The organism is Phenylobacterium sp. (assembly GCF_016793285.1).
Classification (GTDB): Bacteria; Pseudomonadota; Alphaproteobacteria; order Caulobacterales; family Caulobacteraceae; genus Phenylobacterium.
This window is the reverse complement of the sequence record NZ_JAEUMO010000116.1, coordinates 1-17724: the sequence shown is the minus strand read 5'-3', so window position 1 is coordinate 17724 and position 17724 is coordinate 1. Positions and strand designations below refer to the sequence as shown.

At 71.5% G+C, this 17724-nt stretch carries 18 protein-coding genes; 9 read left to right on the top strand and 9 right to left on the bottom strand.

All coding sequences use genetic code 11. The features are described from left to right. A partial coding sequence (locus tag JNL41_RS11580) for a LysR family transcriptional regulator (RefSeq protein WP_293475070.1) occupies positions 1-521 on the bottom strand: 521 nt, incomplete at its 3' end. Positions 522-617: 96 nt separating this feature from the next. Between JNL41_RS11580 and JNL41_RS11575 the strand changes: the two genes are divergently transcribed. The 4 genes from JNL41_RS11575 (at position 618) to JNL41_RS11560 (ending at position 4761) form a co-directional block, all read left to right on the top strand. Continuing rightward, positions 618-1610: an aldo/keto reductase gene (locus tag JNL41_RS11575; protein WP_293475069.1), complete on the top strand. Its 993-nt coding sequence runs from the start codon at positions 618-620 to the stop codon at positions 1608-1610. 99 nt (positions 1611-1709) lie between these two features. Further along, positions 1710-2888 carry a VWA domain-containing protein gene (locus tag JNL41_RS11570; RefSeq protein WP_293475067.1) on the top strand — a complete coding sequence of 393 codons (1179 nt, stop codon included), beginning with the start codon at positions 1710-1712 and terminating at the stop codon, positions 2886-2888. 58 nt (positions 2889-2946) lie between these two features. After that, positions 2947-3606, top strand: a complete 660-nt coding sequence (locus tag JNL41_RS11565; RefSeq protein WP_293475066.1) for a TetR/AcrR family transcriptional regulator — start codon at positions 2947-2949, stop codon at positions 3604-3606. Next, on the top strand, positions 3607-4761 hold the full coding sequence (locus JNL41_RS11560; protein WP_293475064.1) for an MFS transporter: 1155 nt from the start codon (positions 3607-3609) through the stop codon (positions 4759-4761). It abuts the gene before it with no gap. A gap of 33 nt (positions 4762-4794) precedes the next feature. On the opposite strand, the gene JNL41_RS11555 is transcribed toward JNL41_RS11560, so the two are convergent. The 3 genes from JNL41_RS11555 to JNL41_RS11545 all read right to left on the bottom strand — a co-directional run bounded on the left by JNL41_RS11555 (position 4795) and on the right by JNL41_RS11545 (position 7863). Further along, on the bottom strand, positions 4795-5052 hold the full coding sequence (locus JNL41_RS11555; RefSeq protein WP_293475062.1) for a hypothetical protein: 258 nt from the start codon (positions 5050-5052) through the stop codon (positions 4795-4797). Positions 5053-5137: 85 nt separating this feature from the next. Continuing rightward, positions 5138-6628: a UdgX family uracil-DNA binding protein gene (locus tag JNL41_RS11550; RefSeq protein WP_293475060.1), complete on the bottom strand. Its 1491-nt coding sequence runs from the start codon at positions 6626-6628 to the stop codon at positions 5138-5140. Continuing rightward, the gene (locus JNL41_RS11545; RefSeq protein ID WP_293475058.1) at positions 6628-7863 is read right to left on the bottom strand and encodes a putative DNA modification/repair radical SAM protein; all 1236 of its coding nucleotides are present in this window, start codon (positions 7861-7863) and stop codon (positions 6628-6630) included. The genes JNL41_RS11550 and JNL41_RS11545 overlap by 1 nt, the downstream gene beginning before the upstream one ends. Positions 7864-8012: 149 nt before the next feature. Between JNL41_RS11545 and JNL41_RS11540 the strand changes: the two genes are divergently transcribed. After that, the gene (locus JNL41_RS11540; protein WP_293475056.1) at positions 8013-11390 is read left to right on the top strand and encodes a carboxyl transferase domain-containing protein; all 3378 of its coding nucleotides are present in this window, start codon (positions 8013-8015) and stop codon (positions 11388-11390) included. Between the two features lie 156 nt (positions 11391-11546). Here JNL41_RS11540 and JNL41_RS11535 read toward each other — a convergent pair whose 3' ends face one another. Next, the gene (locus JNL41_RS11535; RefSeq protein ID WP_293475054.1) at positions 11547-12569 is read right to left on the bottom strand and encodes a hypothetical protein; all 1023 of its coding nucleotides are present in this window, start codon (positions 12567-12569) and stop codon (positions 11547-11549) included. Positions 12570-12767: 198 nt separating this feature from the next. Continuing rightward, a complete protein-coding gene (locus tag JNL41_RS11530; protein WP_293475052.1) occupies positions 12768-13211 on the bottom strand; it encodes a helix-turn-helix domain-containing protein in 444 nt (147 codons plus the stop codon). A 71-nt stretch (positions 13212-13282) separates the two neighbouring features. Between JNL41_RS11530 and JNL41_RS11525 the strand changes: the two genes are divergently transcribed. The 4 genes from JNL41_RS11525 to JNL41_RS11510 all read left to right on the top strand — a co-directional run bounded on the left by JNL41_RS11525 (position 13283) and on the right by JNL41_RS11510 (position 16547). Continuing rightward, entirely contained in the window at positions 13283-14014 is a 732-nt protein-coding gene (locus JNL41_RS11525; RefSeq protein ID WP_293475050.1) for an SDR family NAD(P)-dependent oxidoreductase, read from the top strand. Beyond that, on the top strand, positions 14014-14610 hold the full coding sequence (locus JNL41_RS11520; protein WP_293475048.1) for a 2-hydroxychromene-2-carboxylate isomerase: 597 nt from the start codon (positions 14014-14016) through the stop codon (positions 14608-14610). Before JNL41_RS11525 ends, JNL41_RS11520 begins: the two co-directional genes overlap by 1 nt. Positions 14611-14679: 69 nt before the next feature. Beyond that, positions 14680-15825: a hypothetical protein gene (locus JNL41_RS11515; RefSeq protein ID WP_293475046.1), complete on the top strand. Its 1146-nt coding sequence runs from the start codon at positions 14680-14682 to the stop codon at positions 15823-15825. 11 nt (positions 15826-15836) lie between these two features. Then, positions 15837-16547 carry a hypothetical protein gene (locus JNL41_RS11510; RefSeq protein WP_293475044.1) on the top strand — a complete coding sequence of 237 codons (711 nt, stop codon included), beginning with the start codon at positions 15837-15839 and terminating at the stop codon, positions 16545-16547. Between the two features lie 26 nt (positions 16548-16573). Here JNL41_RS11510 and JNL41_RS11505 read toward each other — a convergent pair whose 3' ends face one another. The 3 genes from JNL41_RS11505 to JNL41_RS11495 form a co-directional block, all read right to left on the bottom strand. Then, entirely contained in the window at positions 16574-16861 is a 288-nt protein-coding gene (locus tag JNL41_RS11505) for a BrnA antitoxin family protein (RefSeq protein ID WP_293475042.1), read from the bottom strand. Next, complete coding sequence (locus JNL41_RS11500) at positions 16842-17117, bottom strand: BrnT family toxin (protein ID WP_293475040.1); 276 nt, start codon at positions 17115-17117, stop codon at positions 16842-16844. Before JNL41_RS11500 ends, JNL41_RS11505 begins: the two co-directional genes overlap by 20 nt. Before the next feature lie 63 nt (positions 17118-17180). Next, a partial coding sequence (locus JNL41_RS11495) for an NAD(P)/FAD-dependent oxidoreductase (protein WP_293475039.1) occupies positions 17181-17724 on the bottom strand: 544 nt, incomplete at its 5' end.

Here is a 17724-nt window from a genome sequence, read left to right as displayed (position 1 = left end):
AGGTCGGGCGAGCCGGCCACGACGTAGCGCTGCGGCGGGCCGAGCGAGACGGCCACCATGTCCTGCGCCAGGCTCTCGCCCCAGCGGACGCCGGCGTCGTAGCCCTCGGCGACGATGTCGATGAGGCCCGTCTCGCTGACGATCTCCAGCCGCACGGCGGGATGGGCGGCGAGGAAGCCCGCGACGAGCGGCGACAGCACCAGTTCCACCGCCGGCTCGGGCGCGTTGATCCTGAGCGGGCCGGCGGGTTCGGACTGCGCCGAGCGGGCCTCCGCGACCGCCTCGCCGATCTCGGCGAGGGCGGGGCCGAGGCGGTCGAGCAGCGCCGCGCCGGCCGCCGTGGGCGCGACCGAGCGGGTGGTGCGGTTCAGGAGCCGCACGCCCATGCGGGCCTCCAGGTCGCGGACGGCCTGGCTGAGCGTCGAGGCCGAGACGCCGCGCTCGACCGCGGCGCGGCGGAAGTTGCGGTGGCGGGCGACGGCGGCGAAGCTGTCGAGGGCCGGGAGGTCCAGACGTTCCATTGTTCGATATCCCGCACAGTCCGTTCAGGACAATGCCGATTATCCGGATGGCCGGCCAGCGCTATCCCAGCGCCATCGCAGGGAACGGAGGCGACGATGCAGACGCGCAAACTCGGAACGACCGGCCCCGAGGTCTCGGCCCTGGGCCTGGGCTGCATGGGGATGAGCGACTTCTACGGCGAGGCCGACCGGGCCGAGAGCCTGGCCACCATCGCCGCGGCCGTGGAGGCCGGGATCACCCTGATCGACACCGGCGACTTCTACGGCATGGGCCACAACGAGATGCTGATCGGCGAGGCGCTCCGCACGCTGCCGCGCGAGCGGCTGACGCTGAGCGTGAAGTTCGGCGGCCAGCGGGCGCCCGACCGCTCGTTCCTGGGCTTCGACGGGCGGCCGGCGGCGGTGAAGACGGCGCTGGCCTACACGCTCCAGCGGCTGGGGGTGGACCACATCGACATCTACCGCCCCGCGCGGCTGGACCCCGCCGTGCCGATCGAGGAGACGGTGGGCGCCATCGCCGACTGCATCAAGGCGGGCTGGGTGCGCCACGTCGGCCTGTCGGAAGTGGGCTCGGAGACGATCCGGCGGGCCGCGGCGGTCCATCCCATCGCCGACCTGCAGATCGAGTACAGCCTGCTGTCGCGGGGCATCGAGGACGGCGTGCTGCAGACGACGCGCGAGCTGGGCATCGGGATCACCGCCTACGGCGTGCTCTCGCGCGGGCTGATCGGCGGGGCGGCGCCGAAGCTGGACGCCGCCGGCGACTTCCGCGGCCACAGCCCGCGCTTCCAGGGCGAGAACCTGCGGAAGAACCTGGCGCTGGTGGCGGCGCTGCGGGCCGCGGCGGCCGAGGCGGGCCTGACGCCGGCGCAGGCGGCGATCGCCTGGGTGGCGGCGCAGGGCCCCGACATCGTCCCCCTGGTCGGCGCGCGGCGGCGCGAGCGGCTGGCCGAGGCGCTGGGGGGCGTCGGGGCGGCGCTCACGCCGGCGCAACTGGCGGCGCTGGAGGCGGCGGCGCCCAAGGGCGCGGCGGCCGGCGACCGCTACCCCGCGATGCAGATGGCCACGCTGGACAGCGAGCGCGGCTAGGCCGGGCAGGCGCGCGGGCCTGCCCGCACTGGACATCGCCGACCCGACGCCCCATCCTCCGCGTTCAAACGATCGTTCGACGCCAAGGGGCCCTCCCCGATGTTCATGCGCTTCTTCACCGAGCTCCGCGAAGCCAAGGTGCCGGTGACCCTCAAGGAATACCTCGTCCTCATGGAGGCGATGGACAAGCAGGTCATCGACCGCACGGTCGACGACTTCTACTATCTGTCGCGCTCGGCCCTGGTGAAGGACGAGAAGAACCTCGACAAGTTCGACAAGGTCTTCGGCCACGTCTTCAAGGGGCTGGAGAAGGTCGACGGCGAAGCCATCGACATCCCGGCCGAGTGGCTGAAGAAGCTCGCCGACAAGTTCCTCACCGACGAGGAGAAGGCGATGATCGAGGCCATGGGCGGCTTCGACAAGCTGATGGAGGAGCTGGCCAAGCGGGCGAAGGAGGGGAACGAGGGCAAGGACGGCGAGAACGGCCAGCGGGGCGGTCGCCCCGACGGCTCGAACCCGTTCGGCGCGAACGGCTATCACCCGGAAGGCATCCGCGTCGGCCAGGAGAAGGGCCGGCACGGCCGCGCCATCAAGGTCTGGGACAAGCGCGAGTACAAGAACCTCGACGACCAGGTCGAGCTCGGCACGCGCAACATCAAGGTCGCCCTGCGCCGCCTGCGCAAATGGGTCCGCGACGGCTCCGTGGAGGAGCTGGACATGGACAAGACGATCAAGGGCACGGCCGAGAAGGGCTACCTCGACATCAACATGCGCCCCGAGCGCCGCAACAAGATCAGCGTGCTGCTGTTCCTGGACATCGGCGGCTCGATGGACAGCCACATCAAGATCTGCGAGGAGCTGTTCAGCGCGGCGCGCACAGAATTCAAGAACATGGAGTTCTACTACTTCCACAACTGCCTCTATGAGAGCGTGTGGAAGGACAACCGGCGTCGTCACGCCGAGAAGCTGAACACCTACGACATCCTTCACAAGTTCCCGCACGACTACAAGATCATCTTCGTGGGCGACGCCACGATGAGCCCCTACGAGATCACCTATCCGGGCGGCTCGGTGGAGCACTGGAACGAGGAGGCGGGCGCGATCTGGATGGACCGCGTGAGCCAGATCTACGACTCGGTCGTGTGGCTGAACCCGACGGCCGAGCGCCACTGGGACTACACGCCCTCGATCGGCCTGATGAAGCAACTGGTGGGCGATCGCATGTTCCCGCTCACCATCGACGGCCTGGAGAAGGCGATGAAGGAGCTTTCGCGCTGATCCTGTCGCGCGGTCGCCGTCTTCGGCCTAGGTTACGGTAACGCTTCAAGGGATTCGCATGACCGATCCCCTCACCCACGATCCGCCCGACACCGAGGAGGCCCAGGCCGCGACCAAGGCCGCGGTGTTCAGCGCGGCCGAGCGGCTGTTCGCCCTGCACGGCTTCCAGAACGTGTCGGTGCGCGACATCACCGCCGAGGCCGGCGTCAACCTGGCCAGCGTGAACTACCACTTCGGCGCCAAGGACGCCCTGCTGTTCGAGATCTTCCGGCGGCGGACCAGCGAGCTGAACCGCGAGCGCGCGCGGATGCTGCACGAGGCGACGGCGCGGCAGGGCGGCCGGCCGCGGGTGCGCGACATCCTGGAGTGCTACTTCGCCCCGCCGATGCGCTGGGCCTCGCCCGACAACGACCGCCGCATCTCGATGCAGTTCATCATCCGCGCCCGCTCCGAGGGCACGGCGGAGATGCGCGAGGTGCTGAAGACCGACGTCTCCCACCTGGAGCGGTTCGCCACGGCCCTGATGGCGGCGCGGCCCGAGCTGCCGAAGGAAGAGGTCTACTGGCGCCTGCATTTCGTGCTGGGCATGGTCCACAACAACCGCTTCGCCGAGTTCGACCGGCTGCACCACCTCTCGGGCGGCCTCACCCGCGAGGGCGACGTCGAGGGCCTGCTGAAGCGCATGCTGGATTTCGCCGAAGCCGGCTTCTGCGCCTAGGTGCGGCGCCTCCTCCTCAGCGCCGGCGCGCTGCGGTTTCTCGACGCCTTCGTCCTCATCGGCCCCTTCTACACGGTGATGTTCGCCGAACGCGGCCTGACGCCGGCGCAGATCGGCGTGGTCCTGGCGGCGTGGTCGGGCATGTGCGTCGTGCTGGAGGTGCCCTGCGGCGTGCTCGCCGACCGCTTCTCGCGACGATGGCTGATGTCGGTGGCGCAACTGATGCGATGCGTCGGCTTCGGCGTCTGGCTGGCCTTCCCGGGCTTCTGGGGCTTCCTCGTCGGCCTGATGCTGTGGGGCATGAAGAGCGCAACGCTCTCAGGCGCGTTCGAGGCGGCGGTCTTCGACGAGTTGAAGGCCCACGGCCGCGAGGTCGAGTACGTGCGGGTGTTCGGCCGCACCCAGGCCGCGCGGTTCGCCGGCGTCCTGGCGGGCGCGCTGGGCGCCGGCGCCGCCGCGCCGCTGGGCTATGACGTCCTGATCGGCGCCAGCATCGCGGTCGGCGTGGCCGCCGCGGGCGCCGCGCTCGCCCTGCCCAAGGCGCCGCGCCTGACGGCGACGCACCGCGGCGGCTACTTCGCCCACCTGCGCCGCGGCGCGGCGGAGGCGGCGCGCCTGCCCGGCGTGCCCGGCCTCCTCATCTTCATCGCCGGCATGCAGGCCGTCGCCTCGTCGCTCGCCGACTACTGGCAGCTCTTCGCGCGCGACGTGGGCCTCCCGAAGCCGGCCATCGCCCTCTTCATCGCCGCCCTGTCGGGGGTCGGCGCCGTCGCAGCGGCGCAGGCGCACCGGCTGCGCGCGCTGCCGATGAAGGCGCTGTACGTCATGCTGACGGCGGCCGGCCTGGCCGTGGTCGCCGCGGCCCTCACCTACCGCGTCTGGTCCGTCGGGTTCCTGCTGGTCTACGGCGCAATCCTGTGGCTCGTGGACACCAACGTCGACGCCCGCTTCCAGCATGCGCTCCGGCCCGAGACCCGCGCCACCGTGGCCTCGGTGAAAGGCTTCGCCAACCAGTGCGGAACCAGCCTCCTGATGCTGAACTTCGGGCTGATCGCCCAGGGGTCGTCGTACCAGGCTGCGTTCCTGGGCTACGGCGTCCTGCTGGCGGCGCTCGGCGCGGGCTATGCGTCCTGGGCCGCGACGCGGCGGACCTAGCGTTCGCCTTCCCGGCCTCCCCGGCACGATACTCTAGAAACCCTCCTGCGCCACGACGGCGGTGACGGCGCCACGGCGGACGGTCACCCCGCGGTAGCGGGTTTCGCCGTCGCGGTCGGCGGCGCCGGTGACGCGGATGAACTCGTCCCACTGGTCCTCGGGGGCCAGCAGGACCACGCTCTCCAGCCCCTGGTAGGCGTCGATCTCGCGGTCGACCTCCTCGCGGATGCTGCGCACGCCGGGCTTGCCGGGGTCGCGCTGGTCGAGATGGGTGGGCCGAAGGTCGCTCATGAGTGGCGAACACCGCGAGACGCGTCGAGTTCCTCCCTTGCCCTGTCATCCCGCGACTTGTTGGCGGGATGACGTTCGCGGTGGGCTACGCCACCAGCCTCCAGGCGAACTTCAGGTCCTCCACGAACGCGTCGTAGGCCTGCGTCCTGGCCTTCTCGTCGGGGAGGCGGAGCAGGAACGCGGGGTGCCAGGTGACGACGCCCCGGGCCTGGTCGGGGAGCTGGAACGCCTCGCCGCGCGACGTCGCGACGGGCGTCGGCTTGCCGAAGACCGCGAGGCCGGCGGTCGCGCCCAGGGCCACGATCACGCGCGGGCGGACGATGCGGCGCTCGGCGTCGAGCCACCAGCGGCAGGCGGCGACCTCGCCGGCGTTCGGGGTCTTGTGGATGCGGCGCTTGCCGGCGAGCTCGTGCTTGAAGTGCTTCACCGCGTTGGTGACCCAGGTCTCGGCGCGCGGGACGCCGGCCGCCGCCAGCGCCCGGTCGAACACCTGCCCGGCCGGCCCCACGAACGGCAGGCCCGCCAGGTCCTCCCGGTCGCCCGGCTGCTCGCCGACGAACATGAGCTTCGCGCGCCGCGGCCCCTCGCCCGGCACGCCGCGGGTGGCGTCCCGCCACAGGTCGCAGCGGCGGCAGTGGTCGACGCCGGCGGCGATCTCCTCCAGCGAGGTGGGCGCCTGGCCGTCCCAGGGCGCATCGCGGCTGTTGCGGACGGCGGCCTTCACGACGCGGCGGCTGGGTTCGGTGGGGGCGGCGCGGACCATGTCGCTCGTTCGGGCCTCGGCCTGGGCGATGAGGTCGGGAATGAGGGCCGCCTCCGGGAGGTTCCGCCAGTAGCGCTTCGGCATCTCCTTGCGCATCACGGCGACCTTCAGGCGGGCCGGATTGAAGGTCGAGGCGTAGTAGGTCTTCCAGTAGTCCTCCAGCGCGTCCTCGCGCGGCGCATCGGCCGGGTCGGCGCCCGGCGTGGCGGCCAGCGTGTTCAGGTCCCAGTGGACGCAGACGTCGGGAGTCAGGATCGAGAAGCGCATGTTGGCGAAGCGCTTCATGAAGAAGGGCGCGGTGGCCTCGGTGACCCGGTGCGCCGGCTCGAACCAGGCGACATAGGCCTCGCCGTCGGCGTCCTGCACGAGGCGGAAGCGCACGAAGGCCTTCATCTTGTGGACCGCACGGCTGACGTCGCGGGCGAAGTGACCGGCGCGCGAGATGTCGGCGTCCGACAGGAGGTGCATCAGCTCGGGCGTCTCCTGCAGCCGCCAGAGCAGGCGATAGAGCAGGTCGAACCGCTCGTCCGAGCGGTGCCGGATCACCTGGCCGGCGAGATCGACGAACGGCTTCGGCACCCGAAAGCCCCCCTCCCCTGGCGGCGAGAGGGATGCGGGCGGGGGCGCCGGCTCCGACACGCCGGACGGCGCGCTCCCCTCGTCCGCACGGGGCGGAGCGGGGCTGAAGAGGTCGGTGGCGCCGTCCACGGTCCAGACGACATGCTGGGGTTCCACGCCCTGCTGGCGGAGCGACCGCGCGGCCGCGCGCCAGCCGTCGAAGTCGGTCTCGTGGTCGAGGCGGACGACGGGCATCAGAAGAGGTCGAGCTGCTGCTGCTGGTCCCGGGCCCCGAGCCCGGCGCGCAGGTCGGCGCGGTCGGCGAGCGCGCCGGGCGACCAGTCCGCCGCGACCAGGAAGGGCTTCAGCTTGCCGAGGTTGCGCGAGAGGCGGCCGATGTCGGCCATCTCCAGGCGCTTGAAGCGGCGCACCCCGAGGATGCGGTCGACCGCCTTCACGCCCAGGCCCGGTACGCGCAGCAGCCGCTCGCGCTCGGCCGTGTTCACGTCGACCGGGAAGTCGCCGCGGTTCTTCAGCGCCCAGCTAAGCTTGGGGTCGATGGCGAGATCGAGGTCCTCGTCCTCGCCGGCGATCTCGGCGCGCTCGAAGCCGTAGAAGCGCATCAGCCAGTCGGCCTGGTAGAGCCGGTGCTCGCGGATCAGCGGCGGGCGGCGCAGGGGCAGGCGCGACGTGGCGTCGGGGATCGGCGAGAAGCCCGAATAGTAGACGCGGCGCAGCCCGTAGGCGCCGTAGAGCCCCTCGGCCCGCTTCAGGATCGCGCCGTCGGCCGCATTGTCGGCGCCCACGATCATCTGGGTGGACTGGCCGGCGGGCGCGAACGTCGGCGGCCGCGCCTTGCGGCCCTTCTCCTTCGAGGCGGCTTCGGAAAGGCGCACCGCCCCCATCGCCTTCCGGATGCCGACCGCGTCCTTTTCGGGCGCCAGCGCGGCCAGGCTCTCGTCCCTGGGCAGCTCGATGTTGATCGACAGGCGGTCGGCGTAGAGGCCGGCCTCCTCGACCAGCCTGGGCGACGCCTCGGGGATCACCTTCAGGTGGATGTAACCGCGGAAGTCGTGGACCTCGCGCAGGGTCCGCGCGACGCGGACGATCTCCTCCATCGTGTAGTCGGCGCTCCTGACGATGCCCGACGAGAGGAAGAGGCCCTCGATGTAGTTGCGCCTGTAGAAGCCCAGCGTGAGGTCGATCACCTCGTCCACGCTGAAGCGGGCGCGGGGCGTGTTCGAGCTGACCCGGTTCACGCAGTAGGCGCAGTCGTAGACGCAGAAGTTGGTCAGCAGGATCTTCAGCAGGCTGATGCAGCGCCCGTCCGGCGCGTAGGCGTGGCAGATGCCCATGCCGCCATCGGTGGACCCCACGCCGCGGCCGCCCATCGAGTCGCGCCGCCGGGAACCGGACGACGCGCAGGAGGCGTCGTACTTGGCGGCGTCGGAGAGGATCGCGAGCTTGCGCTTGAGCGTGAGAGCGGCCATGGGGGACAGAGTATTGTTCTCTTTTTGTTCACGCAAGCGGCGCCATAGCCTTCCTTTCCCGCGTGCGGGAAAGGAAGTTGGCGGCGTCCAACAACTGTTCGAAAGTGCGCCATGAGGCCGCCGTCGAGAGCGGCCCGAGGAGGCGGCTCTTGTTCAAGCGGGTGTTGATCGCCAACCGGGGCGAGATCGCGGTCCGGATCGCGCGGGCGGCGCAGGCGCTGGGGATCGAGACGGTCTCGGTGCATTCGGCGGCCGACGCGCGGGGGCTGCACACCAAGGTCACCACCGAGACGCGCGCGATCGGCGGGCCGGGCGGCGATGCGGTGGCGCCCTATCTCGACATCGAGGCGCTGATCGGGGCGGCGCAGGCGTCGGGGTGCGACGCCGTCCACCCGGGCTATGGCTTCCTGTCGGAGAACGCGGCGTTCGCGCGGCGCTGCCTGGCCGAGGGCCTGACGTTCGTGGGGCCGCCGCCCGAGGCGCTGGAGCTGTTCGGCGACAAGGTGAAGGCGCGCGGGCTGGCCGCGTCGCTGGGCGTGCCGACGGTGGCGGGGAGCGCGGGCGCGCTGGGGTCGCCCGACGAGGCGGCGGAGGCCGCCGGCGCCATCGGCTATCCGGTGATGCTGAAGGCCGCGGCCGGCGGCGGCGGGCGCGGGATGCGCCGCGTGGCCGAGCCGGGCGAGCTGGCCGAGGCGTTCGCGCGCTGCCGGAGCGAGGCGGCGGCGGCGTTCGGCGACGGGTCGGTGTTCCTGGAAAAGCTGGTGGTGCGGCCGCGGCACATCGAGGTGCAGGTGCTGGCCGACGCGAAGGGCGCCCTCGTCCACCTGTGGGAGCGCGACTGTTCGGTGCAACTGCGGAACCAGAAGGTGGTGGAGATCGCGCCGGCGGCGGGGCTGGAGCCGGGCCTGCGGCAGCGGATCCTGGACGACGCGCTGAAGCTGGCGAAGGCCGGCGCCTATGCGAACGCCGGCACCGTGGAGTTCCTGGTGGAGCCCGAGACCGGCGCGCACTTCTTCATCGAGTGCAACCCGCGCATCCAGGTGGAGCACACCGTCACCGAGGAGGTGACCGGCGTCGACCTGGTGGAGACCCAGTTCCGGATCGCGGCGGGCGCGACGCTGGGCGAGCTGGGCCTCGCCGAGACGCCGCCTTCGCGGGGCTATGCGGTGCAGGCGCGGGTGACCGCGGTCGGGACCGGCGCGCTGGACGGCTACAAGGAGCCCGCCGGGCCGGGCGTGCGGGTGGATAGCTGCGGCTATCCGGGCCTGACGCCGCCGCCGCAGTTCGACCCGATGTTCGCCAAGGTGATCGCGCGGTCGAGTTCGGCCGGGACCCTGGCCTCGGCGGTGCAGCGGTGCGGCCGGGCGCTGGCGGAGTTCCATATCGCCGGGCTGCCGACCAATCTCGGACAACTTCAGGCGATCCTGGCCGAGCCGTCGGTGGCGGCGGGCGATGCGCGCACGACGCTGCTGAGCGAAAAGCCGGTGCTGGCCTCGCCCAGCACGATGCTGAAGGCGTCCAACGCCGTGGGCCTGATGGCCAAGGCGACCGGGGCCGGGACGCGGCGCGCCGAGCCGGTCGCCGCGCCCCCTGCCCTGCCCGTGGGCGAAGGCGAGGAGGCGGTCGAGGCGCCGATGGGCGGATCGGTGGTGGCGGTGATGACGACGCCCGACGCGGCGGTGTCGGCGGGCGATCCGCTGCTGGTCATCAGCGCGATGAAGATGGAGACCACGGTCACCGCGCCCTGCGCCGGCGTGGTGGCGCGGATGGCGGCGGTGGAAGCCGGATCGACCGTGGCGCCCGGGCAGATCCTGCTGGCGATCCGGCCCGGCGCGGACACGGGCGGGTCCGTGGCGCGGGCCTACGGCGAGGATACCTGGGCGCCGGCGATGGGCCAGGTGGCGGCGCTGCAGCAGATCGCCCACGACCGCTTCGGGCCCGAGACCCGCGACCCCGGCGTGATCCGGCAGAGGAACCGCCAGAAGCTGACCTGCCGCGAGCGCATCGACCTGCTGCTGGACGGCGGGACGTTCCGCGAGGTGGGCAGCCTGGCGGGCTTCGCCAGCTATGACGCGGACGGCGGCATCGCCGACTTCACGCCCGCGAACCACGTCGGCGGCTGGGGCGCCGTCGACGGGCGGCGTACCATCGTCTGCGCCGACGACTTCACCTCGCGCGGCGGCCACTCGGACGGGGCGATCGGGCAGAAGAGCCGCTATCTCGACGAACTTTCCCTGGAGTTCCGCTGCCCCTCGGTGCGACTGCTGGACGGCTCTTCGGGCGGCGGCAGCGTGGCCTCGATGGTGCCCAAGCAGGAGGCCGGCGAGAGCGCGGCCAAGGAGAGCACGGGCGCGATCCAGGCCGGGCGGCCGCGGGTGTCGGGCGGCGGCGGCTCGTTCCTGCCGGGGCACCTGGGCTCGGAGATGTACGCGACGCAGCTATCGGCCGTGCCGGTGGTCAACGTGCTGCTGGGCAGCGTGGTGGGCATCGGGGCGGCGAAGGCCGTGCTGGGCCACTTCTCGGTGATGGTGCGCGACATCGCCCAGTTGTTCGTGGCCGGGCCGCCGGTGGTGGCGCACGCCATGGGCTACGAGATCACCAAGGAGGAGCTGGGCGACTGGCGCATCCACTGCCGCAACGGCGCGGTCGACAACCTGGCCGAGACCGAGGCCGAGGCGGTCGAGCAGACCCGGCGGTTCCTGAGCTACCTGCCGCCCAGCGTCTGGGACGCGCCGCCGCGGACCGACTGCGACGACCCCACCGACCGGCGCGAGGAGGAGCTGTTCACGATCGTGCCGCGCAAGCGGACCACGACCTTCGACATGCGCCGCGCCATCCGGCTGATGGCCGACAAGGGCAGCTTCTTCGAGATCGGGCCGCTGTGGGGCGCCGACCAGATCACGGGGCTGGCGCGGTTCGACGGCATCCCGGTGGGGATCATGGCGTCGGACAGCCGCCACGAGAACGGCGGGGCGCTGACGGCGGACGGCTGCGACAAGCTGAAGAGGCTGTCGGACCTCTGCGACCTCTTCCACCTGCCGATCGTGAACCTGGTGGACAACCCGGGCTTCGCGGTGGGCGTGGAGCACGAGATGGCGGCCACGATCCGCAAGGGCGGGGAGTGGATGATCGCCTTCAGCCAGGTGAGCGTGCCGATCTTCACCGTGATCGTGCGGCGCAGCTTCGGCGTGGCCGGCAACAACTATGCGACGCCCAAGGCGGCGGCCTCGGCGCGGGTGGTGTGGCCGGCGGCCGACGTCGGCGGCATCCCGCCCGAGGGCGGCATCGAGGCCGCCTACAAGCGCCAGCTCGCCGAGGCGGCGGACCCGGCGGCGCTGCGCGCCGAGATCGAGGCGCGGATCGAGAGCGTGCGCGGGCCGGTGGGGCCGCTGAACCGCTTCCAGATGGAGGAGATGATCGACCCGCGCGACACCCGCCGGTGGATCTGCGAGTGGGCGGAGAACGCCTGGCGCATCGTCACCCAGCCCGGCCGGTTGCAGCCGCGGCCGCTGGGCTGGAGACCCTAGGCCGCGAAGGCGGCGCGTTCCGATTCGGGGCACCGCGGAAGACGCGGAAGGGCGCGGAAGGCGCCGGCGCTGTTTCCGCGTGATTCCGCGTCTTCCGCGGTTCCAAAAAAGGAGCCTCCGCTGGCGCGGAGGCTCGAGTCGGCTTGGGTTCGGTGGTCAGGGCGCGGCGGGTTTCGCGGCGGCGGCCCTGGCGGCTTCGGCTTCCTGGACGCGGGCGCCCTGGAGGATGTTGGGGAGCGAGTAGTTCCCTTCGTGGCAGGCATACTCGTAGATCGGGCCGGGCGCGGTGCGGAACGGCATCTCGCCGCGCCAGGGCCTGGAGAACGTGACCGGGTCGACGACGGTGAACTCGTAGAGGAACATGTCCTTCGCCTTGCGGGTGAAGCGCTCGATCACCTTGGCCTGGGCTGAGTAGGCGAAGCCGCCGGTCAGGCCGCCGACGTAGGCGCCCTTGGGGTTCAGGTTCGTCGTCTCGACCACCAGGGTGTCGCCCTCCCACCAGCCGATGGAGTCGCCCATCCAGGGCGCGATCGCCGGCGACGGGCGCCTGTGGTCGGTCAGGCGGATGATGCGCACGTCGTGGTTCATCTCGACGTAGATGGCGACGTGGTCGCGGGTCTGGACGATCTGGTAGTGGCTGTTGAAGCCGCCGTTCATCATCGGCGGGCCCTCGATCAGGCCGATGGAGGTGAGGCAGCGCTCCTCGTTGGGGCGCGCTTCGGGATCGGCGTAGCCCTTGGACTTTTCGGCAGCCGCCGTGGCCGCCTGGCCGGCCGCGGTGAGCGGCGGCTTGCCGTCGGCGGGCTCGACGATCCAGGACGAGCGGGGCTGGCCGTCGATGCGGGCGAGCTTCAGGTCCATTTCCAGGATGTCGGCCTGGGGGGCGGACTTCACCGGCGGCGGCGCCGGCAGGTCGGGGTCGACCCGGTCGGCCAGCAGGTCGCCGGCCATCTGCCGGAAGCCCGCCAGCATCGTCGCCTCCTCCTGGGGCGTGGCGATCAGGCCCTTGAAGATGGGCGGCCGCACCAGCCAGGTGAGCGAGGTGTTGGTCCACACGCCCTGGAAGTCGGGCTGGCCGAACTTCGTCCGCGGGACCTTGTAGGCGTCGGCGGCCCGCGCGGCGCTGCCGGCGCCGGCGGCGAGGGCCAGGGCGAAGAAGAGAAGCGTGAGCTTGCGCATGGCGGTGTTGTGCGGCGAAGGGGGTCACGCAGCCATGACGCGGCGACTCAGACGCTTGATCGTGGGTGACAGGCGCAGGCCGCGAAGCGGCGCCGTCCGATTCAAGAAACCGCGGAAAGGCGCGGAAGGCGCCGGCGCGATTTCTGCGTTGTTCCGCGTATTCCGCGGTTCGAAAAAGGGAATCCGCTCCGCGGTCGATCAGCGGGCGGGGCGGACTTCGACGTCGCGGGCGGCGACCGCTTCGCCGCACTCGGAACAGGTCTGGACGACGTGGAAGTCGCAGCCGCAGGCCTTGTGGCGGTGGATGAGCGGCGGGCCCGCCTCGCCGGCGCAGTGGACGTCGCCCCAGCGGACGATGGCCATGACGACGGGGTGCAGGGCCAGGCCCTTGTCGGTCAGGCGGTACTCGTGGCGGACGGGGCGGTCCTGGTAGGCTTCGCGGCGGAGCACGCCCTCGTCGACGAGGGTCTTCAGCCGCTCGGCGATGATGCTGCGCGAGATACCGAGCCGGCGCTCGAAATCCTCGAACCGGCGCACGCCCAGGAACAGGTCGCGCAGGATCATCAGCGTCCAGCGGTCGCCGATCACCGCGACGGTGCGGGCGACGGAGCAGTCCTGTTCGGCGAGGTCGGTCCAGCGCATGAGCGGATTCTCCCATTGACTGGGTTCGGATTCAAGACGAAGTTCATTCGGAATTCGAACGGAGTGGCGGAATGACCACCGGCGTGTGTCTGGTCGTAGGGGTCGGCGACGGTCTGGGGGCGGCCATCGCCAAGGCGTTCGCCGCCGAGGGCCTGGCGGTCTGCATGACGCGCCGGCCGCGCAACCTCGACGAGCTGGAGCGCATCGCCGGCGAGATCCGGGCCGCCGGGGGCGTGGCTCATGCCTATGGCGTCGACGCCCGCGAGGAGGACCAGATGGTCGCCCTCTTCGAGACCATCGAGCGCGAAGTGGGGCCGCTGGAGGCGGTGGTCTTCAACATCGGCGCGAACGTGCGGTTCGGCATCCGCGAGACGACGGCGCGGGTCTTCACCAAGGTCTGGGAGATGGCCTGTTTCGCGGGCTTCCTGGCCGGGCGCGAGGCGGCCAGGCACATGGTCCCGCGCGGCCGCGGCACCATCCTCTTCACCGGCGCGACGGCCAGCGTGCGCGGGCGCGACGGCTTCGCGGCCTTCGCGGCGGCCAAGCACGGGCTGCGCGCGGTGGCGCAGAGCATGGCGCGCGAGCTGGGGCCCGAGGGCATCCACGTCGGCCACGTCGTGATCGACGGCGGCATCGACGGCGTCTTCATCCGCGGCATGCGGCCGAACGCCGAGGACCTGCTGGCGCAGGGCGCGATCCTGCGGCCCGAGGAGATCGCCCAGAGCTACGTCGCCCTGCACCGGCAGGGCCGCTCGGCCTGGACCCACGAACTGGACGTCCGCCCCTGGAAGGAGAGCTGGTGATGGCTTCGACGGTCGACTTCATCTTCGATTTCGGGAGCCCGAACGGCTACCTCTCGTGGAAGGTCCTGCCCGGCATGGCCGCGCGGAAGGGCGCCGCGGTGAACGTGATCCCCTGCCTGCTGGGCGGCATCTTCAAGGCCACCAACAACCGCTCGCCCATGGAGGCGTTCGGCGAGGTGAAGGGCAAGCTCGCCTACGAGAGCCTGGAGACCCAGCGCTACGTGAAGAAGCACGGGCTCTCGGCCTTCCGGATGAACCCGCACTTCCCGGTCAACACGCTCCTGATCATGCGCGGCCTGGTGGCGGCGAAGCGGATGGGCGTCGGCGACCGCTACCTGGAGACCGTGCTCTCGGCCATGTGGGAGCGCGGGCTGAAGATGGACGATCCCGAGGTGGTGAAGGCGACGCTGGACGCCGCCGGCCTCGACGGCGCGGCGATCGTCGCGGCCACGCAGGATCCCGAGGTGAAGGCCGAGCTGGTCGCCAACACCGAGGCGGCGGTCGCGCGCGGCGTCTTCGGGATCCCCACCTTCTTCGTCGGCGACGAGATGTTCTTCGGCAAGGACCGGCTGGGCCAGGTCGAAGAGGCGCTCTGAGGTCGCGCCGCACGCGGTTCGGCCTATAGTGGCGACGAAGCGGCCTGACCGGAGGCCGCGGAGTCCCGCATGAGCACGCCCGCCCCCGCCCCCGCCGACGTCGACGTCGAGCCGAACGCCCCGGACGCGTTCGAGGACCCGCAGGCGGGCTGGGCGAACGACGACATCCTCTTCACGAAGCCCGCCCGCGACGCCCTGCGCGCGCGCCATCCGACGGCGCTGCGCGTGCTGGACTGGCCGGAACTGCGGGCCCTCTTCGGCAAGCACGAGGCGCCGGCCAACCGCCACGGGCGCGCCGACCGCCGCTTCGGCATGGTCTCGGTGGCCGCCGCGGTGGGCGGGCTGATCCTGGCCGGGTTCGCGCCGCTGGGGGCGGGCGTCGCGCAGCAGGCGATGGGCGGCCTCGCGCTCGCGCTCTGCCTGGGCGGCGCGGGGCTGGCGCTGTTCCACTGGCTGGGCGCCGACTCGCGCGCCCGCTGGCTCGGCCACCGCTACTGGACCGAGCAGGCGCGCGGCCTCTACTTCCAGACCCTCATCAACAACCTCGACCTCGTGGCGCGCGCGATGTCCGACGACCAGGCGCTGGCGGAGTGGAAGGTGGCGCGCGCCCGCGCACTGGCGGCGCTGCCGGCGCCCGAGGTGATGCCGGCGCAGCTCGGCCGGCTGGCCGGCGAGCCCACCGACGACGAGGCCTGGATCGTCCGGGAGTGGACCGCCTCGCCCGCCCCGCCGCCGACCTCCGAAGAGCTCGCCCTGCTGCTCGAGCTCCTGCGGCGCAACCGGTTCGGCATCCAGCTCGCCTACACGGAGGGCAAGCTCGGCGACTCGCTGCGCGCGCCGCGGCGCCGCTCCGAAGCGATCCGCGTGGGCAGCGACATCCTGCCGGTCGTCGCCGTGGTGGCCGCGGCGTTCGCGGGCGGGCTGATGGCCTGGGGCCTGCCGGCGTCCGACCCGGCGATCCGGATCCTGCTGGGCCTGGCGACCAGCGGGACGGCGCTCGCGCTCGGCCTGCGGCTCATCAACGACAGCCTGCTGCTGACCGACGACGCCGGCCGCTACGCCTGGTACTCGGCCGCCGTGCTGCAGGCCCGCGCGCGCTTCGACGCCGGCGGCCTGAGCGAGAAGATCGCCGCCCTGCGCGACATGGAGGTCGTCGCCTACCGCGACCTCCGCGCCTTCGTGGCGGCGCACTGGCGCGCGCGCTACGTGCTTTAGACGGCGGGACGATGCTGCAAACCCTGATCGACGGCCGCAGTTACGGGCGGGAGGCGGTCCACGCCTGGGAAGACCGGCGCATGGCGGCCGTCCGCCGCCGGCTGGGCCTTCCATCATCTTCGGCGAACCGGGACGATCAGCGGCGCGAGCTGGTGGAGCACAAGCTCTCGCTCGGGCACGACGCGCTGCGGCGACGGATCGGCGCTGGGTTATGGTTGTCCGAGCAGGTGGCCCGGATCAGCGTCGCCACGTCCGGTAAGGCGCGCCGGTTCAGCGTCTGCGAAATCCACGTCGCCGAAGGCTCGGCCGAAGCGTTCGCCCGATGGTTCCAGGCGCGCAACGATCTCGACGACGAGACCGCGATGATCGCCGCCTGTCCGGACCACTACATCATTTCCCGCGACGCGAGGGGACGTCAGGTCGTTGTCGAAACCACCGGCGGCTCGCCCCTGCCCTCCGAGTTCACGGTCGACTACAGCGACGTCTCGAGCCTGCGCACGCCGCCCGATCCCGCCTTCCCGCATCAAGTGGCCGGTGTCGCGCGCTTGGGTGACGGGCTGGCCATCGGCGGCGTGCGCCACCAGTTCCGGGATGACGGCGGCGGCTTCGTCGCGCGGCTGACGGTCGAGTTTCCCGCCGCGATGCCTGGGCACATGATCGCCCAGCACCGCTGGCACCTGGCCGTCGAGTTCTCGAACTGGATCGAGGCCGCCGCGCGATGACCGCCGAGCCATCCGCAGCCCGGGGGCTAAAGGTCTCCGGCGCGGACCAGTTCGGCGACCTTGGACGCCAGCCGGGTCTGCCAGCCGCGGCCGCTGGCGCGCAGGCGCTGGAGGATCTCCGCGTCGAGGCGCAGAGTCACCGGCGCCTTGGGCGCCTCTACCGCCGGGCGTCCGGGCTTGCGCCGGACCTTCTCCATGAACGCCGGCCCCATGACCTCCGCCGCAGGGCGTGCGCGTCGGAAGAACTCCTCCGTCCATTCGGGGTTCTCGTCGAAGTCCGCCGGCGGCGGCGGCCTATCGTGTTTCTCGGGCATAAAACAAAGCCTCTCGGCGGCTGGCTGTACGAAGGGAGATGGCGCGGATGATGTCGTCATCCACGTCAACGAAGACGAGACTGAACAACCGATCCTCGATGAACCCGATCGCGACCCAGCGAACCTCGTCGTAGGCGAAACGATCATCCTCGAAGATCAGGGCCGTCCCGAAGTCGAGCGCGGACGCAAGGGCCAAGCTTACGCCATGCTTAGCGATATTGGCCTGGTCCTTGGCGGCGTCGAACTCGACATCCATGAATTATTGTACATACAATAAATATTGTAGGCAAGCGTTTCGTACCGGCGCCGCCCCGGACAGTCAGAACCGTCGCCGCCGCGCGTCGCGGAGGATCTCCGCGGCGGCGTTGTGGCCGGGTGCGCCGGTGACGCCGCCACCCGGGTGCGTGCCCGAGCCGCACTGGTAGAGGCCGAGGATCGGGCTGCGGTAGTCGCCCGCGCCCAGCACCGGGCGGGCGGAGAACAACTGATCCAGGCTGAGGCGGCCGTGCATGATGTCGCCGGCCACGAGGCCGAAGGTGCGTTCGAGGTCGAGCGGCGAGAGCACCTGGCGGCCCAGCACCGACTTGGCGAACCCCGGCGCGTGCCTGTCGACCGTGGCGACCATCAGATCGGCGACCTCCTCGCGATGGTCGTCCCACGAGCGGCCGCCGGGCAGCTCCGGCGCGACGTGCTGGCAGAACAGGCTGGCGACGTGCCGGCCGGCCGGCGCGAGGCTGTCGTCCAGGGTGGACGGGATCAGCATCTCGACGATGGGCTCCTTCGACCAGCCGTGCTCGCGGGCGTCGACGAAGGCGCGGTCCATGTAGGCCATGGTCGGCGCGACGATGATGCCGCCGGTCATG